The organism is Catenovulum agarivorans DS-2 (genome assembly GCF_000568405.1).
Taxonomy (GTDB): domain Bacteria; phylum Pseudomonadota; class Gammaproteobacteria; order Enterobacterales; family Alteromonadaceae; genus Catenovulum; species Catenovulum agarivorans_A.
Genome location: NZ_ARZY01000011.1, coordinates 51,086 through 76,592 on the forward strand (window position 1 = coordinate 51,086; position 25,507 = coordinate 76,592).

Sequence of the window (25,507 nt, forward strand, 5' to 3'; positions counted from 1 at the left end):
CTTATTAACAATAGATTTTTATATGAAATTTCAATTTATGACATTTATGAAAGTAGTACCACTCATGCTAATAGCAGCACTCTTTACAGGCTGCACTCAATCACATATTAGTAGCAACCAATCAACTCAAGTAACTAAACAGCAAACAAAAACACCTCCAAATGTATTGGTGTTTTTCATTGACGATTTAAGAGCTGATTTAGGCACCTACGGTCACCCAGGTGTGATTAGTCCAAATATAGATAAACTCGCAGCCGAAGGAGTAAAATTTAACCATGCGTATGCCCAGCAAGCTATTTGTGGACCTTCTCGGGTGAGCATAATGACAGGGTTAAGACCTGAAACAACAGGTTTATATACCATTTTTAAAAATGGTCGCTTACGCCTTAACCAACCCGATGTGGTCTCCATGCCACAATTATTTAAAGCCAATGGCTACCAAACCATTAGTATTGGCAAGGTTTACCATCACGTTACCGATGATCAAGAAAGCTGGACCACGCACATAAAAAAGCTCGATAACTTTTATTCGATACCTGGCAATAAAGAAAAAAGATTTGCCTACGAAGCAGGTGATGTTGACGACAATTTCTATAAAGATGGCAAGGTTGCCACAGATGCAATCAATACTTTAAAACAGCTAGAAGACGATCCATTTTTAATGTTCGTTGGTTTTAGCAAACCCCATTTGCCTTTTAACGCACCGAAAAAGTACTGGGATCTGTACGACAGAGAGCAATTTGCCGTACCGAGTCGCAAAAAACCAAATGACATGTACCGACTCGCCCTTACCAAATGGGGTGAGCTTCGTATGTATGGCGGTATTCCAAAAGAAGGGGACGTGGATGACGAACTGACTAAAACGCTGATTCATGCTTACTACGCAACCGTTAGCTATATGGATGCACAAGTAGGCCGAGTGATGCAAGCCTTAGAAGAAACCGGCCTTAGAGAAAATACCATGGTGGTGTTTATTAGCGACCATGGTTACAAACTTGGCGAATATGGCGCGTGGAACAAACATACCAATATGGAATTAGACACTCGAGTCCCTATGATTATCAGCCGAGAATTGTCATATAAAAATAGACAAGCTGGTGTCACTTCAAACGCATTAGTTGAAAATGTCGATATCTTTTCAACGATTGTTGAAGCAACTGGCCTACCCATGCCAAAGGTAGAAGGAAAAAGCTTAATCCCCTTGCTCGATAATCCCCACATGCCATGGAAAGAAGCAGCCTATAGCTTATTTACCCGCGGAAAAACCATGGGGGTCACTGTGACTGACGGAGAGTGGCGTTATACTGAGTGGCGAGATGCCGCCACCCAACAAGTTAAGTTCACCGAACTATACGACCACGTTAACAGTGATGTTGCCAAAGCCAATGTATCAGGCCATTCGCAATACCGCACAATTGAACATAAGCTGAAAACTTTGTTGCATGCAAAGTTTCCATTGAATGCACCCTCGTTCTATCAAAAACGCCAAATTAAAAATAATCAGTTGTTAAATCAATGAAGATAGCAAACTTAAAACTACTACATAAAATGTTACTGCCCCTGCTGTTACTTGCAGCCGGGTGCAGCACAGCCCCCTTTCAACCAAAAGCAGATAACAGCCAAAGCGCCCAAGCGTCGACACAACTGTTTGCTGATTTCACTAGCAAACAAGCGCAAATTGGTACTATTTACGACTTTTTTGATGTCGCGGTGCGAACTGAACGCGGCAATCCGAAAGGCAAACCTGCTACTTTTGGCCGCAAAGCTAAAGTGAATACAGTGCGTATGTTAGGCGGTTGGTATAACCAAGATATATCTGGTGATACCTACCAATGGGATGGCGAAAAATATATTTATAACTTTGCAGCCGCAACCAAACGCATAGATGCTTGGCTCGACAATGATTGGGATATTTTTCAAATTGTTTTAGACAACCCACCTTGGGCATTTCAACGTGGCTATAAATTTGTGACTGAACCAGACGGTAAACATTACCTAGCCAAAGACCGCGTAGGCGTTTATGGCAATGGGTTACCACCAAAAGATGCACAAGCTTGGAATCAATACATTCAAGCATTTATTCAACATTTAGTGACTAAATACGGTAAAGAAACCGTATTATCTTGGCGCTTTCGCATTGGCTCAGAAATAGACACCCGACCGCAACATTGGGCCGCGACGCGACAAGCGTTTTTTGACCACTACAAAAACACGGTAAACGCAGTCAAAGCCGTATTGCCAAACGCCACAGTTGGCGCCCACTTTCGTGAAGCAACACATAAAAGCCAATACGTGGATTACACGGGCAACAAAGAAGATGCATACGCGCCTTATTTTGTAGAATGGGCAAAACAGAACCAAGTGCCATACGACTTTTTAGCCATATCTTACTACCCGCATATCACCCACCCGCACGAAATGGATATGCAGCAAGTTTATCAAACACAAATAGCGCCAATATTGGAACACCCTGATTACAACCCAAATGCAAGTTTTGAAATTCACGAATACAAATTTATTGTGAAAATGCTTCGTGCGGGTTTTGTCAGTGTTGCCACATCACACAACTCTGCATTTTTCGCCATGCTGTCAAAAATGATGTTAGAAAATAACATCCAAGAAGTATTTCAATGGGGCAATATGCGTGCAGGTTCGTATAGCCCAGAAGCCATGACTCAACTAGCGCTACACCGCATGGTCGGAAATAAACTATATAAAAATGCGATAAGCGGTGCGCCCAATATTGAGGGCAACATTATTGATGGCATTTTTAGCCAAAAAGCAGATAAATCAGGTTTTGACATACTCACCTTTAACTTTAATAAAGAAAACATGAGCTACCAAAAACCGGAGCCAATAGCACTTGAGTTAACAACAAACAAACCAGCAGGCAGCCAATTTAGCTATCGTGTCGCGCAAATCGACCAAACCAGCAACCTAGATCAACTGTTTATGGCTGAGTTTCCTAAAGCGAACATACCACAAAGCCAAGGCGGTTGGCGTAAAGACGATGCTCACCCAACCGCCTCAATAACTCATGCACTGAATAAAACTGGCTTAAAAGTGTTTCAACTAACAAAAGCTAAATACGGCAAGATCAACCAGCTAAAGTGGAGTGAATGGCAAGAAGCAACAACGCAAGTAAGTGCAGAATCGCAAGTAAATGCAAAACTTCAAGCTGGTTCAGGAAAAGGCTCGTTGATAAAAATATATAATCAACTACCTTCATTTACAGTGCAAAAGTATCAAGTGCGTTGGAGATAAAAGGCCAAGGTTTTTTGTCACTTTAGGGTATCAATTTCCGAATTTAGCGACTCTACTTTATAAGATATATACCCAAGGAAACAAACATGCAGTACTGGCAAAAACAACTAAAATTCACCAGTATTATACTACTGTCGGGCCTTACCTTAGGAGGTATAACCGCTTGTGCTGAGCAAGATATTGCGCAGCTGCAAAATGTAGAGGCTGAACCATCACCAGTCGAACAAGAGGCACAAACAAGTTTAGCGACAAGCTTTAAACACCCGCCACATGAAGCCAAACCTCTGACTTGGTTACACGCTATGAGCGGCAATATGTCCAAAGCCGGTTTAACCAAAGATTTAGAAGCAATTGCTGAAGCTGGCCTGGGTGGCACTATGCTCTTTAATGTCACCCAAGGTATTCCGCTTGGTAAGGTAAAATTTAATTCTACTGAACATATTGATTTAATTGGGCATTTAGCAGCTGAATCACAAAGATTAGGTTTGTCATTTGGTATGCACAACTGTGATGGTTGGACATCAAGTGGTGGCCCTTGGGTCACACCTGAGCACTCGATGAAACAAATCACCTACAATGAAACCATTGTTGACGGTGGTAATGTCAACATCAAGTTGGCGCAACCCGCGACTATGCTAGATTATTATCAAGATATTGCCGTGATAGCCTACCCCTCGCTGGCAACTGAAATAACCGATTTCACCGTCAAACCCAAGATAACCGCATCTGATGCTAATTTTGATGCGCAAATTGTGCAAAACAATAATTTAACCGATTACAGCAGCATTACCCCAAGTAACGAACAACCTGGATGGCTACAATTTTCTTATCAACAACCCTATACACTTAGGTTGATAGATATGCTGCTGCACAGCGGCCGCGGATTGAATGTTTCACTGCACATTTCTGATGATGGGAAAAATTTCAAACAAGTTGATAATCTAACCTTAAGACGTCCAGGTAAATCAACTTACGCGTTTGATGAAGCTTTTGCTGGTTACACCGCCAAACATTTTCGTTTAGTCAGCAACAAAGTTATGCACATTAAGGAACTGCGTTTATCGTCGACGCCATCGCTAGATAATTTTTCAGGCCGCACCGCAGCAAGCCGTAGTGATTACCAAGAATTTGAAGATATTGGAAAGCCCTCGGCTGAATTAGTAATAGATCCAGAATCAGTCATTAATTTAACCGCTAGTTTAAATTCTGAAGGGCAACTAATCACGACCTTACCCGCAGGCAAATGGACTATTATGCGTTTCGGTTATACCTCAACGGGTGCAGTTAACATTCCAGCTTCACGAGAAGGCACAGGGTTAGAAGTCGATAAATTCAGTAAAGCTGCGTTTAAAAGCCATTACGATGCCTATATCACTAACGTGATTGATAAACTAAAAGTTGTTGCGCCAAACGCTTTATATTCTATCGAAATTGACAGTTATGAAGTGGGTGCGCAAAACTGGACACACAATTACGAACAGCTATTCCAAGCGCAATTTGGTTATGATCTGGTACCATTTTTACCATTATTTGCAGGTAAATTTGTCGAATCGCCAACCGTAGCAGAAGCCGTTTTATGGGACACTCGTGATTTAAACAATAAATTAATCACAGAAAATTATTATGGTTATTTTCGCGAACTAGCACACCAAGATGGCATTAAAACCTATTTAGAACCATACGGCTCAGGGCCATTTAATGAGCTAGACGTTGCCAGCAAAGCTGATTTACCTATGGGTGAATTCTGGCTTGATAACAATAACTTTAGACTTTCAGCCTCAGCATCTGCCGCGCATATTTATAACAAACCCATTGTTGCAGCCGAAGCTTTTACCCAATTTCCACGCAATAACTGGTTATTTCATCCAGCCGAAGGCAAAGCAGACAGTGATAAAAGCTGGGCGCTCGGTGTAAATCAGCATGTATTTCATCGTTTTGCCCACCAAGCGAATACTCATGTAATGCCAGGTATGACCATGAACCGCTGGGGCGCACACATGGATAGAACGCAAACTTGGTGGACAGTTGCTGGCAAACCTTGGTTTAAATATGTCGCCCGCGGACAACAATTATTGCGCACAGGTCATAACGTTGCTGATGTACTGTGGTTTTTAGGTGATGCGACACCGACCACCTGCCCTGAAAAAGACCCCATCAGTGCTGTGCTGCCACTAAATATTAATTACGACTGTTTAAATAGCGAAGTTTTACAACGGCTTAGTGTTGAAGATGGCAAAGTAACATTACCACACGGTAGCCAATATAAAATATTGGTTTTAAACAACCATCAAACCTTAACGCTTAAATCACTGAAGAAAATTTATCAACTAGCTCAACAAGGGGCAGTAATTGTTGGCACGCCTGTAGAGCAGTTAGCAGGACGATTTGTTTCAGAACAACAAAGGCAAGAACTGAAAATGATGGTCGATTATATTTGGTCGCAACCAACCACTTATAATATTTCGACCAAAGCCAAAACCAGTCATGGTCATACGGGTGTATTTCCAACTCATGAAATCGCAAAAACCAGTAAAATTGATTGGCAAAAGATTTACAACGAACAAAACTGGCCGTTAGATTTAGCCATAAAAAACGCAGACAAATTCTATTTCACCCATCGCCGCTCTGCACAATATGATATTTATTTTATCTTCAATGACTCAGCACAAGCGCAAGTATTTGATGCTCGATTTAACATCAGCGGCAAAATACCAGAGCTTTGGGATGCCGACACCGGAAATATCACCCAGTTAGGCGCTTTTTCAGACAATGGGCAAATTACCCGTGTTCCACTAAAACTCGGCGCTTATGATTCGGTGTTTGTGGTATTTGAAAAATCATCAAAAGCCGTTACCGCGCTAAAGCCTGAGTTTGTTTTGTCACAACCTGAACTAGACGTTGTATTAGATGCACAACAGCAACCAAAAGTGATTAAAACCACTCATGAAGCGATTGAAATTACAGGCGCTTGGCAGGTTGAGTTTGATAAGTTTTATGGCTTAGACAAAAGCTTTACCTTTGAGCAACTAATTGATTGGAAATTACATCCAGAACAAACCATTCAAGATTACTCCGGCACAGCAACATATCAAAAAACCATTGATGTACCAGCCGAGTTGTTAGCTGACAACAAACAAATATTCTTAGACCTTGGTAAAGTTAAGGTCGCAGCTAATGTTTACCTTAATGACAAATTAGCAGGTAGCGCTTGGCATGCACCTTATAGAATTGATATTTCTAACTTTGTACAAGCGGGTAAAAACAAATTAACCATCAAAGTTGCTAATCTGTGGGTCAATCGCTTATTGGCTGATCGCAAGTTACCTGATACCTCAGGTTTTAAAATTGCGCGTTGGCAAAATCCAATTACCCCAATGCCACAGTGGTATGTTGACAACCAACCAGCACCAAAATCTGAACGCGTGACTTTCGTTACCCAAGTATTTATGGACGATAATGAACCACGTCAAAGCTCAGGTTTGATAGGTCCAGTTCAATTGTCTGTAAGAAGTAAAACACAACTTTAAAGTAAGCACCTTTAGGAAAAGACTTGATATGCCAAATTTAAAATACACAATACCTGCACTTGTTTTGCTAAGCGCGAGCTGTGCAACAAGCGAAAGCAACAATACTAAACAAGCTAAAGATGTCAGTGTTGCTTCCCCCAACATAAATGGCTCGATAATAGCTGAATCTTTTGAAGCTGGTGGCTGGAATGCACCTGGTGCACGTGGCTTTACTCCAGGTTTAAAAGCTGAACTACCCAAAAACTTTATGTTTAATCAGCACCAAGGTAACCACTCGTTTGTGTTGGAAGACAAAATTGTCCGCGCGGGTAAATACTCAGCCAAATTAGTTTGGCACCACAAAAACCCAGCGGCATACAATGGCGACAAAAACAAAATAGACAATGTCGATCGTAAAGCTATGTTCCACGGCTTTAAAACCAAAAAAGTGATGGGCGCAGAAGCTTGGTACGGTTTCAGCTTTTATTTTCCAAGCGAAGGAACAGCAACCGAAGAAAATCCGTGGTTGTTTTTCCAAATCCACGGCAGTGCTGATAAACGCTTAAAAGAGCATTCACGCAACCCACCGTTTAGCATCACTATGGATGAACAAGGTTTAAAAGGCAGCTGGAAGTGGGACCCAGATGAGAAAAGCATAACCCGTACAGGTAAAGGCACAGAGTATTACCAAATTCCTGGGGCTAAAGCCAACTACCTAGACCGATGGGTTGATTTTGTGGTGCATGTAAAAGTGGATTACTCTTCAGCCAAAACCGGCATTATCGAGCTGTGGGTCGATGGTAAAAAAGTATTGAACAAACACAATATACAATTTGGCTACAACGACGACAAAGGCATTTACCCTTCTTGGGGCATGTACTTTAACGGCGATTTAAGTGTGATGAAAAACGACCATTATCTATATCTGGATGAAGTTAAAATGACAGATGCAGAAGGTGCGGGCTATAAAGATGTAGCACCGGGGTTTAATTCAAAATAACTTCAATATCTTGCCGCAACTAACAATTGAACTAAATCTAATTGCGGCAATTTCACTCACCACATTCACAACCAAACAAAATGTAACATAAACGTTTCAAAATCGTTCACATTTAGTTTATTGTTATAGATTACAAATTGCACAAAAAAACAATCAAAACACGAAACAAGCGAGAGACAACATGAATTTGATTAACAACATTCGCATTAAAAACCGTATTTTGATCTTAGTGTCAATTCCGGTCGTTGTGGCGTTATTCTTTGCAGTTCTGCGTTTTCAACAGGCAAATCAAACCCTAACGAACATAGAAAAACTGGATGCCGTTCAGGAATATCTGTCGAAAGTCTCTCCTTTAATATCAGCAATCTATCAAGAAAGACTGATGTCTAAATTTTACATTGGGCCTGGTGAGAAGTCAGACATAGGACTTGAATTCAAATCACAATTCGAACAAAGCCAGCGGGCAACAGAAAAACCTCTGCGAAATTACCAAAATTTTATTGCTGATAAAAATAAGTTTAAAGGCTTTCCTAAGTTACTAGAAGATATCAAAGACATAGAAGAAACAATTCTCCTATACAAAAAAGCACAAAAAATAGCCCAAAGAAAAATGCGCTTTGAAATTGACTCTGGTACCGGAGAAAAAACAGCAGTGTTGGCCGTGATGAATAGCATAGTGTCTAAACTAATTAGCAGCTCTCAACAAGTGGTTTTACTTTCAGCTAGCAATAAGCAGTTGTCTTTATTAACAAACTCTTACCAAAGCCTGTCTAACGCGCAAAATTATTTAATGTTGCTAATTGGCAATGTTTACGAAGTGACTGCGGTAAAGCTTTCTCTTACCACTTATGCGAACATTTCAAGACAAGTTGGCCAAGAAATGGTGCATTTAGACAATTTTGCAAATTTTGCACCTGAATCAATATTGCAGTTTTACCAAAAAGAATTAGGCAAACACCCTTCATTCAAAGAAGCGCAAGACATTTACGAAAAAATTCGCCGAGTACAACCAGATACAATTGGTGAAAAGTTTGACGGCAATAAAAACGATTGGTTAGCAACTGGTGACCAGTTGGTAAACGCATATAATAAAGTTGTCGACAATGTAATCCAAGAAATAGAGTCGACTAAGTCTGACATTCTAGCCCGCTCAAAAAATGCAGTAACTCAAACAATATCAGTGATAGTGGCACTCATTGCTGTGCTGGTTATCGTGTCCTACAAAATTATTGTCAGTATAAACACACCGTTAAAACAAATGATAAACGATTTCGCAGCACTCGCTGAAAGCAAAGATATGACACTACGCACGCAAATTAACGGTAATAATGAATTAACCTCAGTGGCTGCGGCCTTTAACTCACTGATTGAATCTTTTGAACAAACATTACTCAGCGTTCGGCAAAAAATGCTGCAAATGGATGAGATTACTCACAAGGTATCTGGCTCAATGGGTGATTCTATTCAGCTAATTGATAGTCAAAAGACTGCAACCGACAGCATTTCGGTCGCAATTAATCAAATGACAGCAACTATTTATGAAGTTGCAAAAATGTCTGCAGCGACATCTGAAATAGTTAAACGAGCCAATGAACTCTCTGTTACTGGTGAAAAAGATGCACATTGCAGTAAAAAGACAATGGATGCGTTATTTGCTGAACTCGCTAGCACGAGTGACTTAATAAACGACCTAAACCAAGAAGCTAGCCAGATAAGTAATATAGTACAAGTGATTAAGGGAATTTCAGAGCAAACTAACCTGCTGGCATTGAACGCAGCGATTGAAGCGGCGCGCGCTGGTGAAATGGGTCGAGGATTTGCAGTTGTCGCGGATGAAGTAAGAGAGCTTTCCAAACGCACCCATGACTCTACAGATCTCATTCAAGGCCAAATTGAAATGCTAACAAAAGGTGCGAGTAATGCATTGAGCAAAATGGAATTATTGCAGGCCAATGGTTCGGAGGCCGTTACAATAGTTCAAAGGAGTTCCGAAGCTTTCGTGACCATCAAGCAAGAGCTTGAGCAAATCACCGATATGGCTAACCAAATTGCTGTTGCCTCAGAAGAGCAAACCAATGTAGCAGACGAAATTAACCAACGTGTGCATGAAATTAAAGATGAATCTGACAGAATATCTCAACAAGGCAGAGAAACTCAAAAGGACACTGAAGATCTGAAAAAGCATGAAACAGCGCTTAAACTTGATATAGAAAAATTTCATTTTTAGCTAAAAGCGAATGTACCAGGCTGCTAACCTAGTTGGTACATACTGCAAGTTGGAAATTTTACTCAAAAGGCTTATCAGTATCAGGCTTTCTCAGTTGATGAAAAAGCTTAATGTCCCAAGGTCGCATGGCGATCACTAAACTGGTGCCAAATTTGTTTTCTAATAATTCATGTTCATCTTGTTTATGCAACGCATCAAACGACATGGCTAGATTTTTAATTTTTTGCCGCATTTCATTATTCGAAGATTTGGTCAACATACCAGATACAAACAGTTTAATTTCGCCGGGTGAGTTGAAATCACAATTAAAAAAGTCGCTTTCAATATGCTGTTGAAAAAACCTTTGAATTGGCCCGTTTTTAATCCATGCAAACTTTCTACTCACTTTTAAACGCACTTTTTCATTGGGTAAATAATCAATTATGTCCATGCGATCTAAACGACAGAGTAATTGCACCATAGTTAACTTATCAATTTGATAGTGATTAAGTATTTGATGCACAGTCCATTTGTTTATCAACAGATGGGCAGTTAGTAGCAATTTAACGTCTGATACTAGCTCGGCTTCATGCTGATAGCTCAGAATATCAGTCGATAGAGTTTGTTCTTTCGCAAGCTCAATTAAGTCAAAAATTTCAATATCGGCAAGCTGACAGACTGTTTCGAGCCGCTCTAAGGTGAAATCATAATTAGAGAAAATTCGCTTGATAGACCCCTCGCTGAGCCCTAATTGCTCAGCAATCATTTTGTAAGTGATGCTCTTGTGTTTGAGCTGGAGTTTTAGTGCATCAATAATTTTATGGTTTTGCAGCATATTTATCCGCCTTGACGCCTACAAGGTAACGTATTTTGACACCAAAGGTATTTCATTTTGCAACTTAGAGCAATCAAGTATCAATATATGTTATTTAGCAGGACAATTTTGTTATCAACAATTAATGCTGATTAAGGATAACAAAATGGCCAACCAGCAAATAAATATAAATACCAAACAACTACGCGAAGGGGATATTATTTTTACCTCTATCCCAAATTATTTGTACCAAAAAATACAAAAAGGCACTAAATCAAAAACATCACACGTGGGTATTTTATTTAAGAATAATAACCAATGGTGGGTTGCTGAAAGCAAAATACCTTTTGCTAAATATTCAACACTCAATGATTTTGTTGCACGCTCTAAAGACCACTGGTTTGAAATTAAACGGGTAAAACGACATCTAACCCAAGCTCAAGTTGAACAACTGAAAAAGTCCGCCGAGCAGCGCATGGGCGGCTGTTATGATTTAAGTTTTAATTACCATTCTAATAAGTTGTTTTGCTCCAAATTTGTTTACGATGTGTTTAAAGAAGCATGCAACATTAAAATTGGCGAGCTTGAATCTTTTAACGCGCTAATTGAAAAAAATCCAAGCAGCCTAACCCTTTTTTGGCGAGTCTGGTTTTGTGGATTTATCCCCTACAACACTATAACTGTGACACCACAAAGTCAGTTAATGGATAGGAAATTACAAGGCGTGTGTGGGTGTGGTTAAAAATTTCGGCTAGCTGTGGTAACGACTTGATTAGATGTAGCAAGTGCACTGTGGGTTTATTAAACGCTTGCACACGTGTCGGCTTGACGCATATGCTTGGTATCAGCGCGTAATATAAGTAATTACGGCGGCTTTCACGCCAATGACACTTTTACCACCCATTGCTCCCCAATATGTGTTATTCATAACTAAATTAAGTTGTTGCTGTTTGCTTGCATGTATATTAATTACAACAGATGTAGCTATGAATTTTGAACTTCTTCATATGTAGCGCGAATAATCCAAGTATCGACTTCGCGAGCATTGAACTCTCTGGCATAATCTAGAAGCTAGCTTCATACTTTTCCTTGAAAGTGTCATGATAAAACGGATTGCTTTGACTGCGCCTGTTTGAACATTGGTATATTTTATCGAACCACATAACTCTACCACTGAAAATACACTAGATATAAATATAGTCTGCTGGCTTGAGTATATTTTGCTCTGCTCAGATGCGAGCAGAGCCTTCTTATTAGTGAGTTTGACAGTTTTGCGTTGTCATACAGGCCGTTAGTCGAGCTCTAAGCTCTGCGGCGATAGGTGCATATTTGGCTTGCTGCACAATATTAACGGTTTCATGCGGGTCGTTTTTTAAATCGAACATCATTTCTTCACGTGTCCCTGTTTCAGTTTTATAAGAGGTAAATATAAACTGGCCATTGATGATAGAATCGCCTGCTTTAAACCGGCTATAGAGATACGTTTTGTGCTCAACGGATGGATCTTTTAGAACCGACATTAAACTTTTACCTGCAATGTCTGCTGGGGGTTGGCTATTCGTTAACTCAGTAATGGTTGGGAAAATATCAATCAGCTCAACTAATGTGTCTGTTTGTTTGCCTTTCGCGATAGAAGGGCCCGCAACTATCATAGGGATCCTAAGCGCGGTATCTAACATGGTATGTTTAGTCCAAAAGTTATGTTCACCCAAATTAAAACCGTGATCACTTAATAAAACTATGGTGGTATTATCGCTCAAGCCCAACAGGTCAATTTTCTTGACCACATCCCCGACTAAAGAATCGATATAACTAACGGAAGCATAATAGCCACGTAACGAAGCGGTATGAAACGCATCGCTGTTGTATTCATAATCTTTAAAATGGTAGGTTTTTATCTCATTAGAACTTTTTAATAAGCTCGGTGCATTTTCTGGTAGCTGGCGATGAAAAAACGGTGGAAACTTAGACTCAGGGTGTAAATCATAATATTTCTTCGGTGCATTAAACGGTAAATGCGGACGGATAAAACCAACACTCAAGAAAAAAGGTTGTTCATTTTGAGCTAATTTTTCGAGTGCAACCAATGCTTTTTGCTTAACCTTGCCATCAGGGTAATCTTCGTCTTGAACATCAGCTATTTCATACCAAGGACCGTTCGGGCGATTAGGTTTTTTCTTGTTAACCTTGAGGTAATTTTTTGAATCTGGATTCAGCATAGTTGCATGTGGTAAACCAGAATGTTGCAAAGGTTCACTCCAACTTTCTTCCGCTAAATCTTGCGCTTTGTGAAAAATTTTACCAATACCCATGGTGTAATAACCTGACTCTTTCAACACTTGTGGTAAAGATTTGGCGCCTGGCACGTCTTTTTCAGCCATTGCTTTGTAATCAATAAAACGCTCTTCGGTTGGCCTTAACCCTGTTAACATACTGGCGCGAGACGCACCACATACAGGCACATTGGTATAAGCGTGTTTAAAAGTTACCCCTTGTTTAGCTAAAACGTCAATATTTGGTGTATGTGCACGTTCATCCCCATAAGCCCCTAACACCGGGCGCAAGTCATCGATAATAATCATTACGACATTTTGTTTCTGGGCCTGAACTGCACTCTGTTGGTTTTGGCTAACACTTGCTTTATGGGTTGTACTGCAAGCAGCAAGCAAACCGACTAATGCTGTTAACGATAGGGTTTTTAAGTTATTCAACATCTAAGTTCTCGAATTTATCTTGATTTATCTCTATTAAGAAAAGCCACGCGCCAAGGCACTACCTGCAGAATCGACTGGATAGAATGCCAGACAGGTTAACCTGTCTGGCATTACAAAAATCGAAAAAAACAGCAGGTAGTTACTTGGCTTTGCTGGCTAAGTCATACATTTGTGAGCCGGCGAGCAAAAATGCCCCTACTCCGTATAATTGCGAATCTTCATACGCAACCACATCAGGCTTATCATTTACACCTTGCACCCAACCAAATTTGCCATCAGGATGAACTGACGAAGTAAGAATATTCCACGCTTTTAAAATTTTTGGTAAATATTCTTGTTTGTCTAATAAACCTTGGTTCACACCCCAAGTTAAACCATAAGTGTAAAAAGCAGTGCCACTAGATTCTGGATATTTGTCTTTTTCACCAGCAAGTAACGACATTGGCCAAGAGCCATCTTGTTTTTGATGCTTTATAATTGCCGAGGTGAGTTTAACGAACAAATTTTCATAATATGGACGATATTTATGATTTTCAGGCAATGCCTCAATTGAATTAACGACACCTGCGTATACCCACCCCATTCCGCGTGACCAGAAAATTTGCTCGCCGTATTTGCCTTTTTTATCAAAATATCTAGAGTCACGGAACACTAAGCCGGTTTTTTCATCAAGCAAGTAATTAATGGTTGCTTGGAATTCTTTATGTGCATATTCAGTGTATTTTTCATCACCCGTTGCTTGCGACAATGCGAATAAAGTTGGCGGCCCCATAAACAATGCATCTGCCCAACACCAACGCCATTGGCAATTATGAACTCTGTCTTTGTTTCTGCCATCAATAAACTCTAAGCTGTTGGTTGGGTTTTGTTCAATTAACCAATCAAACGTTTCTTTTACCGGCGTTAACGCTTCTTTATTTTTGTGGCGGTTGTAATACCAAAGATTCATTTGGCCAATTACATGGTCATCGGCAAAATATTTAACTTTCCCCATTTTCCAATTATGCGCGTTGCCAACATAACCCATCCAAGTTTCATAAAATGGATTGGGTGAACGTTCGGCAAGTTCAACTAAACCAACATAAAAAGCACCTTGGATCCATCGCCCGTAGGATTCAGCCCCCTTTTGTGCGCGGCCAACATGTGGCATATATTGAGTACGTGCAATTTGCCAGTTAGCCGCTTTTTCCATTACATTCATTACAGATTGTGCAGCAGGTATTGAAGTTTCTTCAGCTGTTGCTTTAGTCGGTTTCTGTGTTACACCACATGATGCAATACTGGTTAATGCAGCGCCTGCCAACGCAGCTACTGCAAATTTTTTCAAGCCTTTCATTTTTTATCCTTTTTAAATTTATTATTTAAGTTCAAATACTTGTAGGTATAAAGTGCGGGTATCACCTGTACCTTGCGCTTGTTTTAAATAGTAATAAACTTTGCCATCTGCCACATAGAGCACACCTTTATCAAATTTAGGCCCAGCCTTGTGTTGATAAATCAGTTCGAATTGATTTGTCCCACCTTGAGCTTTTACGATGTTGACTCGGCCATCTTTTAGGCCAATTAGATATACCGCATTGTTAGATGTGTATAATTGGCCGCTCAAATTATATTCAACTGTAGTGAAGTCCTTTGAGCCCGCTTTTCTGAAGGTATGCAGATTTGTCACCTTGTCGAATTCAAGATCTGTTACTTGGCTAATAAAGTGTTCATCACCTGCATCAGTGACTACAAAATCAAAACCATGCACAATAGAAACTTGATCTTTTTTAGTGGTTTTAGCCCAATCGCCGGGCTCGGCAATCTTAATCAGTTCTGACTTTGCTACTGGAATATCAAGGGGTTCACCACTGGGTGTTTTCCAGTTTGAAACGCCTGTTGGGTCATCCGAATAAGCATAATAAATACCGTTTTGGTACAAATATTTGTCGGTGTTATTTTTTGAACGGCGCTGAAAAGCGACACGAAATTTGCCGCCAACATACTTAAAATCACCATATAACCCCCAGTTGTATTCACTACCGTGTTCAGAAGCTAATACGCGGTTAAAATCAGTGTAGCCATGCCATTTTTTGCCATCAAATCGCGCAAATAACATTTTGCCATTTTTTGAAAAACCGTAGCGCATTTTCATAAACAGGTCGCCATTGTCGCCAGTAAAAAATGCTGGATAGGTTAATAGCTTAGTTGTGTCAACGTCATCGATACCAGGAAAACTTAAATGCTTGTAGTGGCCCGCTTTGGAGTTTACAAACAAGTTCAAATTAAAATCTTCGTCAGCCACTGTCGCGGCACCAGCCAAAGTATAGGAGTAACGCAAATAGTCGTCGGCAAATGCTGGGACTCTGCCATTGCGATGCATATCGTACAACAAATGAATTGAGTCATTTTTTGGGCTAATGCCAACAGCTATGGTGTTGTGCGTTTCCCCTAACCACCATTTGCCTCGAAAACCTGTGTGCCTATGTGGGAATTGAATGGTTTTTATCTTGCCAGTTTTGGTATTGAGCCGAGACAACATGACGTGACGATTATTTTCACCACCTTTGTACCAAGTCATAAACACATAATCGTTATAAACTTTTATACAATCGCCATGCGGTGACAGTGCATTGCCATATACATAGTCATAGCCATTTGGGTTATTGGCTTCATGTTTAATCGACACTTTATTGCCATTAAAAAACATGGCTTGGTCGGTTACTTTTGTTTGCGAAAGAAAAACAGATTTAGCTTGTGTTTGCGCAAAAGCATAATGATTTCCACACAAACTCAAAATTGAACAAACAACTAAAGTTTTTAGCTGGTTTAGGTACATTGAAACATACTCTGATGAATGATTAATCTGACAGCACACAATACTAGGCCATCACGAAACAATCAGTTTGCTTATGAACTTTTTTGCATTTTTATTGGTGTAAGGGCAATGAAATAGCAAGTGCTGACTATTAAGAAAAGGTCAGGTCGCAATCAAGTTGATACCCACTCAACAAAAGAGGTATCAATTTTACGGCTCAGTGCCTATTAGTATACAGGCGATAGTTTGATGCCTTTACCCACTGGGATTTGCTAAATAATTTGAATGGTAGTTAAACAATGATAAAGCAACTGATATACATGATTTTACTGGTCAGTTTGGCCGCTTGCTCAGTCGCACCTTCAGACAATGCCTCGGCTGATACAAAGTCTAAGGCTAGTCAACCCAGCCAACTTTTGGTGGAAGACAATATAAACCCGCTGAATGTGCACCAACAAATGCCGAGGCTCTCTTGGTATGCAAACGTAAAAACACAAACGGCCTATCAAATCAGAGTCGCCAGTAATGAAAGCCTATTAGCCGCAGGCAAAGCAAACCTTTGGGATAGCGGCAAAGTCAATTCTGGTGTATCGGTCAATATTCCTTATCAAGGCAAAAAACTGGGTGCTAATCAAAAAGCCGTTTGGCAAGTACGAGTTTGGTCCGCTAATCGCGATAAACCGAGCCAATGGAGCAAACCTCAGTTTTGGGAAATGGGCTTAATTAACCAATCAGATTGGCAAGCTAAATGGTTGCAAGTTAAACAACCAAGTGTTGCAGCTTTGACTGAAGCACGCTTAAACTGGATAAAATATGCAGCCAATGTTCATCCAGCAGCAACAGAGCCAGCAACCGGTAGCAAATTAAAAACGCAATTGGGGGTCGTTGAGCAACTAAAACAACAACCAACCGCCAGTTTATTCCGCCACAGTTTTAGTACAGTTCAAGATAAAGGTTTAGTCCGCGCTAAATTACATAGCACGGCAGGCGGCTATTATGAAATTTTTATTAACGGTCAAAAAGTAGATGATCGACTCGCTGATCCAGGCCAAACCGACTTTGATAAACGTATTTTATATAACACAGATAAAGTGACCCATTTATTATCAGGTGGGCAAAATACCATTGCCGTGCATTTAGGTAGTGGCTGGTATGATGAAAATATCGCATTTAGTAAATGGACCAACCCAGATGCGACGCAAGGCAAAAGGAAACAAAAGACCTTATCTTTTGGCCAACCTAAATTTATTGCTCAGTTAGAATTGACTTACGCAGATGGTAGCAGCCAAATTGTTGCATCAAACGAGCAGTGGTTGTCGCATCCATCGCCTGTATTAAAAGAAGGTTTATTTTCGGGTGAGCTGTATGATGCAAACCAAACCGTTAAAGATTGGAACCTTAACACAGCGCCTGAAAATTTAGCCAACTGGCAAGCAGTCGAGGTCCTCAACGAGTGGCCCACTAAAAAGTTGGAGCCGCAATTGTTGCCTGCCATTCGAGCTGTCAAAAAACTAACCCCGATAAAACTATATCAACCGCGCAAAAATGTATGGGTGTTTGATTTTGGACAAAACTTTACGGGAATTCCAACATTAAACCTAGCTAAGCTCAATTTAGCTCAGGGTCAAGCTGTGCATATGCGCTATGGCGAATGGGCTGATATAGATGGCAACCTCAGCCAAAAATCAGGCGGTGGCGCACCGCTGTTAAAGCAAGTTGATACTTATATTGCATCCGGTCAGGATCAAGCTTCATGGTCGCCCGTATTTACTTGGCATGGTTTTAGATATTTAGAATTAACCGGTATCGATTTTAAACCCGACCTAGACACTGTAGTGGGTCATTTAGTTCGAAGTGATGTTGAAGTGGTTGGCCAGTTCAAAAGCTCAAGTGCTTTGCTCAATCGCATTCACGATATGGCATTGTGGAGTTACGAAGGTAATTTAATGTCAGTGCCTATGGATTGCCCTATTCGGGAACGCGCAGGTTGGACTGGTGATGCACACGCAGCCTTAATTACTGGCAACTACAATTACGATATGCAAAACTTTTGGCAAAAATACTTAGGCGATTTTGCCACCTCTAGCCATATTGCACCCGCTGTTGTACCGGGTAAGCGTTCACATGGTGGTACATATGATTGGGCAGTCGCTGAAATCATTATTGCTTGGGAACATTACCGCCACCACGGCGATTTACAAGTTATTGCCGAGCAATACGACAGTATGCTTGAGTACATGGATGCAGCCGAATCACAACTAACCAACAATTTGCTGCGCAAAGGCTATGGTGACTGGTGCGACCCTGTGCGCAAACCGGGTATGACCCGTAAACGTTGCAACCCAGAATATACACTACCCACCATGACAACCTCTGGCTTTTTAGCGCATGGCGCTGAGTTAATGGCAAAAATGTCAACCTTGCTCAATAAGCCAGAAAAAGCCAAACATTATCAAGCTTTGTTTGAGCGTATCGCAGCGCAATATCATAAAGAATTTTATAACCCTGCAACGGGTCATTATGGTAGCCAAACTGCTGACGCAATGGCGCTCAGGTTTGGCTTAGCACCAAAAGAAATTCGCCAATCAGTCGCCGATGCATTAAACAAAGATGTGTTAGAAAATTGGCATGGTCACGGTTCTATTGGTGCCTTGGGGCAAACCTATGTTTACCGTGCATTAAGTGACTATGGCTATGGAGATACAGCTTTCGGTATCTTCACCGCAGAAGGTTACCCCGGCTATAAATGGCAATTTGAAAAACTAAACGCGACAACTTTATGGGAGCGTAAAGGTGTATGGGATCCAGCAAAAGATCCTGAAGGCCGCAACCCAGCAGGCCGTTCACTAAACCACCCGTTCCATAGCGGATACGATGGTTGGTTTTACGAAGGCTTAGGAGGGATTCGTCCAAAGGGCGACACACCTGGCTTCCAACATTTTGAGCTAGCACCAGTATTTGTAAAAGACTTAGACTGGGTAGAAGTCAGCTATAAAACAGGCTATGGCAAAATAGTCAGCAATTGGAAACGCTTTGGCAATCAAGTTGAATGGTATTTTGAAGTACCCAACAACTCAACGGCAACTGTGTCTTTACCGGACAAACCTACCAAGGTTTATTCTGCTGGCCAATATACCCTAAAGGTGAGTTTGTAGCCTTGCGTATATTTACATGCCTTACCCGTTTGGTAAGGCATGGTACTGTATTGTCAAATGAGACAAGCGTGAGCAACAGCGTTTCAATTAATCTATAGACCTTTCACCCTTAATTTTTTCAGTCTGAGGGGTATCAATTTTAAAACTTTGTGGCTCTACTATAAGGGATAAGTCAGATGTAGCAACAATGAAGCAAATGAAGAAAGTACACCCAGACTTTGGCGCCACAGAGTTATGTAACGCACTTGGTGTGTGTAGCAGTAGTTTTTACTATGATGCCAAAACACAACACCACCACCTAACATCAGGAACAGGGCATAAATACGCACCAAAAGTATATTGAAATGAAAAATGCCGCTTAGAATTTCTACAGGAAAAGTTGACCATTACAGTAGCCTTGCGTCATCCAAATCTGGTGAATAAAGCAAAAAAACTAATGAACTCTTCCTACTCGCGTTCATTTATGGATGCGTGGAACTTTGACTATTCGCCGAGAAAAACACAATAGCTCGACGCGATAGCCATCTAAAACAAAATATTTACGTCAACAATGAGGCATAAAAAATGAAATCAGTCCGCTCAATACCTTGGCTTTGCCAGCAAGCTGGCTTGCTATTCATGCTGCTGGTCAGTGCTTTGGCAATGAATAACGCCTATGCTGCTAGCCAACAAGTACGACATGAGATTAATTTTAATCAGGATTGGAAATTTAAACTCGGTGATCATACCGCTTATAAAAATAAACAACACAATGATAGTGGCTGGACTATATTAGATGTGCCACATGATTACATCTTCGAAGAGGGTGTAAGCAAAGATGGCTCACAAAAACAATTTGGTGGTAATCATGGTGGTGGTTTAGCTTGGTACCGCAAAGACTTTGTTTTTGATGAACGCTGGCAAGGTAAACGAGTTTTTATCCAGTTTGACGGCGTGTATATGAATAGCCAAGTATGGCTAAATGGTGAACTGCTCGGCAAACGTCCTTACGGTTATATTAGCTTTCAATACGATATAACCGAGCACTTAAATAAAGATACTAATGTCATTAGCGTGCGCGTTGACAACGAACTTCAACCCTCAACTCGTTGGTATCACCCGGGTGGCATTTATGCGCCAGTTAAGTTGCTTGTCGTTGACCCGACTCATATCAAACACAACTCTTTGTTTGTGCAAACACCCGTTGTTGGCAAACATACCCAAGTTCAAACCGCATTTGAATTGAGTAAAAATATCAGCCGAGCCAATGATTACCAAGTACGTTATCGGGTCACAGATCAACAAGGTTCAAAAGTCATATCAAATAAATTGTCACTGGCAGATATTCAGCAAAAAAATAAGTACCAATTTGCATTTGAGATCTTAAATGCCAAGCGTTGGAACCCACATGACGCCTACCTCTACAATTTAACTGTTGATATCTTACATAAGGGTAAAATAATTGATACTAACAATACCCATTTCGGCGTTCGCGAAATCGCTTGGAAAAGGGATACAGGTTTTTGGATTAACGGTAAAAACGTTAAAATTAAAGGCGTTGCTGAACACTACGAAGGCGGCCCTGTCGGTGGTGCCTGGACTAAACCATTATTGCGTTGGAAATTATCACTCTTAAAAGATATGGGCGTCAATGCCATACGTTTAGGCCACAACCCTTATCCACCCATGTTTTATGACCTCGCCGATGAGCTAGGGATCATGCTCATGGATGAAATTTTTGATGGCTGGAAACAAAAAGCAAGACACGATTATGGTGCTCATCATTTTGACAAATGGTGGAAAACCGATTTAAAAGAATGGGTCACTCGAAACCGAAACCATCCCTCAATCATTATTTATAGTGTCGGGAATGAAACACATGGTGATATTGCACCCGAGTTAGTGAAAGCCGTTAAAGAATTTGATCCAACTCGCTTAGTCACCTCAGGCTCTACTAACAAAGAAGGCATGGATGTGGTTGGGATAAACGGCGGATCAGAAGGTAAAAGCTTCTTTAAACGCCGTTTTGAGCGCCCATTTGTTTCAACCGAAGCCCCTCACACATGGCAAACCCGCGGTTATTACCGCACACAAACTTGGTGGCGAGACGGACCCAAAAGTAACACTTTTGACTTACCGAACATCACGGATAAAGAAATTTTCTTCTACGATTGGAAAGATCCGAAAGACTGGGTCAACCAAAAACAACACCTAAACTCATCGTACGATAACGCCACTGTACGCATTAGTGCCCGTAAAAACTGGGAAATGGCGCGTGACCTTCCCCACCATTCAGGTCATTTTCGCTGGACAGGATTTGACTATCACGGTGAAGCGGGTTTAGCACATGGCGGCTGGCCATTTATCGCCTTTATGGGTGGCGCACTCGATTTAGCCGGCTTTAAAAAAGACTTATTCCACTTTTATCGAAGCCAATGGTCAGATGAAGCTGCGATGCACATTTTGCCAAGCTGGACACATCCAACTATGGCTAAAGGCACAAAAATTCCAGTTTGGGTATACACAAACCTAGATGAAGTAGAGCTATTTTTAAACGGCAAATCACTTGGCCGTGATAAACCTGGGCGTCGCGCTGAAGAAATGCAATGTGAATGGATGGTCCCTTGGCAGCCAGGCACATTAACCGCGATAGGTTACAAAAATGGCCAAAAAGTCATGGAAAAATCACTTAAAACCGCTGGCGCACCTACAGGTTTAAAACACACGGTTGAAGTATTTGACGCTGAGTCAGGGTTTGATACCGCAAAAGTGATCAGCTCACAATCCGTTGATGAAAAACAAAACTTTTATCCATATGGTGCACATAATGTGTATTACGATTTCACCGATGGGGTAAAAGTAAAAGCACTAGAAAATGGCTCACCTTATGAGCATACTAATCGCGTTCGAGCTAACTTCCGCCCACTATTTATGGGTAAAAATCGCGCTTTTGTAGAAATCAAATATCCACAAGCTGCAGAGTACGCAACCATAGGTGCCATTGTTGGTGACGAAGCACTGCGTTTATCTAACCGCGTCGAAATCAGCGTGCAGAGTGTGCCCTTAACTGAGGCGGCTCGTCAGCAATCTCAACAAATTGAAGTCTTTTATACCATTAACAAGCCTTACGCTAAACAGATGCAGAGGTATAAACAAGCCTTTAATGTTAAAGATGGAGACAAAGTTTATGCCAAAGTATTTGTCAATGGCCGCTTAGCAATAACGATGGAACAAAGCTTTGGCAAAGGTGTGGGCCTTTTTTGGGGCGATGAAGATTCGGCTAAAATGTGGGTGGGTCGTGGCTTGTCTATGCAAGGTGAAGCCGCTGAATATCAAGGCGGCGCGGCAGCTGTTACAAATGCCCATGGGGTTCATGGCGGCGCCTATAGCACTTTCAATGATAAAGAAGGTAGCATGTACTGGTATCATGAAAATGATGGAGAAGAAGGCATATATAAAGCCGTTTTTCGCTATACCCACAATGATAAAAGCTCTAAACGTCCATTGGCTATTTATATCAATGGCGAAAAAGCGACGGTTATCAAATTCGAGCCAACGGGTAGCTGGGATAGCAAATGGAGTGAAGAGGCCGTTGCTGAATTTAAGTTAGTGAAAGGCGCGAATCACATCGAGTTTAAAACGATGGGCAACAGCGGTCCCAATATTGATCAATTTTCACTGCAGTAAACACATACCGTCAGGGTAACAATAACAGTTGCCCTGACCATGCTTACTTAAGCCATTTACTTGAACGACTCAAGCATTTCTTTGCGCCGGGTCCAATCTGTAGCTGGGCCTGTGCTATTTCGGTTAAATTCACCATCTTTGTAAATCCAAGGTAAACCGTCATCCTTGGTTGGATCAGGCCAGTAATAAGAGCCTATGGTATGATAATCGTGAATGTCACCACTGGCGGCAATCAAAATCTTATTGGTAACAGGATCAACGGGTTTAGTTAATTCTTTATCAGCCGATGTAATAAGCGTTTGATAAGTATCCAGATATTCAGCTTGTTTTGATTCAAGCGATTTTTTTGCTTGGCTGAGCTTTTCTTCATTTAAATAAATTAACCCATCAGTTGGTTGGTGAGTGGTTTTATCAACCCCATTAATAGTGATAACCAGTTTGGCTGTCGTGCCATCTACTGAGCTGAGGGTAATTGAGTCAGCTGCTCTATCTGATTCACTTGTCCAAGCCTTAAATTTTTCATGTTCAGGATTAAGGTCATATGTCCAACTGCCCTGCTCAGTGATAGTAAAGTTACCATATTGAGCAGTAGAAGACGTGTTAAAAGCGGCTTCTCCCGAGTCAATATCTGTCACCACAGCTTGACCGGAAATTTCACCTAATGACTCCTGTAAGTGCTTTGTTAGTTTTAAAATTCAATTTGTACATACAAGAGTCATTGGTTTAGAAAATTACTACCCCCTAATCATAATTTAAGTGCATTTGTGAAATGAATCATAGGCCGCAGGTGATAAGAATTAGATTAGGCCATTACACCCTTTTTCTGACTTTTTTCTGGCCTTTTTCAGACTGAGGGGTATCAATTTTAAAACTTTGTGACTTTACTATTAAGTATATCAAACATATTCAGTAAAACAGATGAAAATACATCGAGTACTCACGGCGGCAATCAGCTTGATGCTGCTGTTTTTAACAGCCACAATCCACGCCCAATCAATACAGCAACCTAACGTGTTGTTGATAGTGGTTGACGACCTCGGTTGGGCCGATGTGGGTTACAACGACCGAAGTGGCGTTTTCCAAACGCCTAACATTGATGCGCTAGCAGCAAAAAGCATGGTGTTTACCGATGCTTACGCCGGCGCTGCAAACTGTGCCCCTAGCCGCGCAGTACTGATGAGTGGGCAATATGCTCCACGCCATGGTGTTTACACAGTTTCACCTTCTGCACGCGGCAACGCAAAAACCAGAAAATTAATCCCTGAACCCAATGTAGACATCTTAGCGGACGAGATCATAACCATGGCCGAAATGTTCAAGTCAGTTGGATACACTACAGGCTCGTTTGGTAAATGGCATTTAGGTGAAGATGCGCGAACTCAAGGCTTTGATCATAATGTTGCAGGGCATTTAAAAGGCCACCCTAAGTCGTATTTTAGCCCTTACAAAATGCCTTTCTTGACAGACGGGCCTGATGGTGAATATTTACCCAACCGCATTACTAGTGAATTATTGTCGTGGATATCAAAGGTAAAACATCAACCTTTTTTTGCTTACCTGCCTTACTACACAGTGCACACACCACTGCAAGCCATAGATTCTGTTAAAGAAAAATATTTAAACCACCCAAGAATCCGCAATAACCGTCATGCAACTTACGCGGCAATGGTTGAACTGATGGACATCAATATTGGTCGTATCATGCGCAACTTATCACAGCAAAATTTACTCAATAACACCTTGGTGATTTTTACCTCAGATAATGGTGGCATTCGATCAATTGCTTATCAAGATCCACTGCGTGGTGGCAAAGGGAGTTATTACGAGGGCGGAACACGTGTACCTTTAATCGTTTCATGGCCGAAAAAAATTGCTGCAAAAGTTGACTCTACTCCAGTAATCAATGCGGATTTCTACCCGAGTTTTGCCAAAATCATAGGTGCAAACGTCAATAACCAAGTATTAGATGGGGTTGATTTATCTGAGTTATGGTTAGCGAATAAACCAATCAAGTCGCGTAATTTATATTGGCACTTTCCGATTTATTTACAGGCCTACAATCCTAAGGCCGACCAAAGTAAAGATCCATTATTCAGAACTCGTCCCGGCACGACAATGCGCCAAGGAAAATGGAAACTACATCATTATTTTGAAGATGATAGTTACGAGCTGTACGACTTAGACAACGACTTAGGCGAACATGTTAACTTGGCAAACCATTTACCAAAGGTAACCGCAGAGCTAATACAAGCGCTTGAGCAGTGGCGTAACTCAATCAAAGCACCCATACCTAAGCAGTTAAATCCCAAATACGATGCTAAATTTACCGCAGAGCTGACAGCCAAAAGACTGCTGCAGCCAACAAAAAAATAATTAAAACTAACA

At 41.0% G+C, this 25,507-nt stretch carries 14 protein-coding genes; 9 read left to right on the forward strand and 5 right to left on the reverse strand.

From position 1 onward, the window contains the following. The first annotated feature begins 22 nt into the window (after positions 1-22). The 5 genes from DS2_RS07760 (at position 23) to DS2_RS07780 (ending at position 9,997) form a co-directional block, all read left to right on the forward strand. Positions 23-1,519, forward strand: coding sequence for a sulfatase (locus DS2_RS07760; protein WP_235188563.1), 1,497 nt, complete (start codon positions 23-25; stop codon positions 1,517-1,519). Beyond that, complete coding sequence (locus tag DS2_RS07765) at positions 1,516-3,264, forward strand: GH39 family glycosyl hydrolase (protein WP_235188564.1); 1,749 nt, start codon at positions 1,516-1,518, stop codon at positions 3,262-3,264. Before DS2_RS07760 ends, DS2_RS07765 begins: the two co-directional genes overlap by 4 nt. An 86-nt stretch (positions 3,265-3,350) precedes the next feature. Next, positions 3,351-6,791, forward strand: coding sequence for a glycosyl hydrolase (locus DS2_RS07770; RefSeq protein WP_035014150.1), 3,441 nt, complete (start codon positions 3,351-3,353; stop codon positions 6,789-6,791). 28 nt (positions 6,792-6,819) lie between these two features. Beyond that, entirely contained in the window at positions 6,820-7,770 is a 951-nt protein-coding gene (locus DS2_RS07775) for a heparin lyase I family protein (protein ID WP_035014151.1), read from the forward strand. A 181-nt stretch (positions 7,771-7,951) separates the two neighbouring features. Then, complete coding sequence (locus DS2_RS07780; protein ID WP_035014152.1) at positions 7,952-9,997, forward strand: methyl-accepting chemotaxis protein; 2,046 nt, start codon at positions 7,952-7,954, stop codon at positions 9,995-9,997. Positions 9,998-10,055: 58 nt separating this feature from the next. Here the strand turns inward: DS2_RS07780 and DS2_RS07785 are convergent, their stop codons facing one another. Beyond that, positions 10,056-10,811 (reverse strand): helix-turn-helix domain-containing protein, encoded by a 756-nt coding sequence (locus DS2_RS07785; protein WP_035014153.1) that lies wholly within the window; start codon positions 10,809-10,811, stop codon positions 10,056-10,058. A gap of 145 nt (positions 10,812-10,956) precedes the next feature. Between DS2_RS07785 and DS2_RS07790 the strand changes: the two genes are divergently transcribed. Beyond that, positions 10,957-11,532 (forward strand): YiiX/YebB-like N1pC/P60 family cysteine hydrolase, encoded by a 576-nt coding sequence (locus DS2_RS07790; protein WP_035014154.1) that lies wholly within the window; start codon positions 10,957-10,959, stop codon positions 11,530-11,532. A gap of 511 nt (positions 11,533-12,043) precedes the next feature. Here DS2_RS07790 and DS2_RS07795 read toward each other — a convergent pair. The 3 genes from DS2_RS07795 to DS2_RS07805 form a co-directional block, all read right to left on the reverse strand. Further along, positions 12,044-13,504 carry a sulfatase gene (locus tag DS2_RS07795; RefSeq protein ID WP_035014155.1) on the reverse strand — a complete coding sequence of 487 codons (1,461 nt, stop codon included), beginning with the start codon at positions 13,502-13,504 and terminating at the stop codon, positions 12,044-12,046. Between the two features lie 139 nt (positions 13,505-13,643). After that, positions 13,644-14,840, reverse strand: a complete 1,197-nt coding sequence (locus DS2_RS07800) for a glycoside hydrolase family 88/105 protein (protein WP_035014156.1) — start codon at positions 14,838-14,840, stop codon at positions 13,644-13,646. Positions 14,841-14,861: 21 nt separating this feature from the next. Then, a complete protein-coding gene (locus DS2_RS07805) occupies positions 14,862-16,322 on the reverse strand; it encodes a BNR-4 repeat-containing protein (RefSeq protein WP_035014157.1) in 1,461 nt (486 codons plus the stop codon). A gap of 278 nt (positions 16,323-16,600) precedes the next feature. Here DS2_RS07805 and DS2_RS07810 point away from each other — a divergent pair, with 278 nt between their 5' ends. Continuing rightward, entirely contained in the window at positions 16,601-19,456 is a 2,856-nt protein-coding gene (locus DS2_RS07810) for a family 78 glycoside hydrolase catalytic domain (RefSeq protein WP_035014158.1), read from the forward strand. Between the two features lie 564 nt (positions 19,457-20,020). After that, a complete protein-coding gene (locus DS2_RS07815) occupies positions 20,021-23,122 on the forward strand; it encodes a glycoside hydrolase family 2 TIM barrel-domain containing protein (protein ID WP_035014160.1) in 3,102 nt (1,033 codons plus the stop codon). A gap of 56 nt (positions 23,123-23,178) precedes the next feature. On the opposite strand, the gene DS2_RS07820 is transcribed toward DS2_RS07815, so the two are convergent. Further along, entirely contained in the window at positions 23,179-23,760 is a 582-nt protein-coding gene (locus DS2_RS07820; RefSeq protein WP_268745621.1) for a VCBS domain-containing protein, read from the reverse strand. Positions 23,761-24,040: 280 nt separating this feature from the next. On the opposite strand from DS2_RS07820, the gene DS2_RS07825 reads away from it, so the two are divergent. Then, on the forward strand, positions 24,041-25,495 hold the full coding sequence (locus tag DS2_RS07825; protein WP_035014162.1) for a sulfatase: 1,455 nt from the start codon (positions 24,041-24,043) through the stop codon (positions 25,493-25,495). Positions 25,496-25,507: the final 12 nt, after the last annotated feature.

What these genes read in the sequence shown, in the direction of transcription:
- DS2_RS07815 (WP_035014160.1), top strand. Translation starts at nt 20,021, where the DNA reads ATGAAATCAGTCCGCTCAATACCTTGGCTTTGCCAGCAAGCTGGCTTG.
- DS2_RS07765 (WP_235188564.1), top strand. Translation starts at nt 1,516, where the DNA reads ATGAAGATAGCAAACTTAAAACTACTACATAAAATGTTACTGCCCCTG.
- DS2_RS07795 (WP_035014155.1), bottom strand. Translation starts at nt 13,504, where the DNA reads ATGTTGAATAACTTAAAAACCCTATCGTTAACAGCATTAGTCGGTTTG.
- DS2_RS07785 (WP_035014153.1), bottom strand. Translation starts at nt 10,811, where the DNA reads ATGCTGCAAAACCATAAAATTATTGATGCACTAAAACTCCAGCTCAAA.
- DS2_RS07760 (WP_235188563.1), top strand. Translation starts at nt 23, where the DNA reads ATGAAATTTCAATTTATGACATTTATGAAAGTAGTACCACTCATGCTA.
- DS2_RS07780 (WP_035014152.1), top strand. Translation starts at nt 7,952, where the DNA reads ATGAATTTGATTAACAACATTCGCATTAAAAACCGTATTTTGATCTTA.
- DS2_RS07800 (WP_035014156.1), bottom strand. Translation starts at nt 14,840, where the DNA reads ATGAAAGGCTTGAAAAAATTTGCAGTAGCTGCGTTGGCAGGCGCTGCA.
- DS2_RS07810 (WP_035014158.1), top strand. Translation starts at nt 16,601, where the DNA reads ATGATAAAGCAACTGATATACATGATTTTACTGGTCAGTTTGGCCGCT.
- DS2_RS07790 (WP_035014154.1), top strand. Translation starts at nt 10,957, where the DNA reads ATGGCCAACCAGCAAATAAATATAAATACCAAACAACTACGCGAAGGG.
- DS2_RS07825 (WP_035014162.1), top strand. Translation starts at nt 24,041, where the DNA reads ATGAAAATACATCGAGTACTCACGGCGGCAATCAGCTTGATGCTGCTG.
- DS2_RS07775 (WP_035014151.1), top strand. Translation starts at nt 6,820, where the DNA reads ATGCCAAATTTAAAATACACAATACCTGCACTTGTTTTGCTAAGCGCG.
- DS2_RS07770 (WP_035014150.1), top strand. Translation starts at nt 3,351, where the DNA reads ATGCAGTACTGGCAAAAACAACTAAAATTCACCAGTATTATACTACTG.
- DS2_RS07805 (WP_035014157.1), bottom strand. Translation starts at nt 16,322, where the DNA reads ATGTACCTAAACCAGCTAAAAACTTTAGTTGTTTGTTCAATTTTGAGT.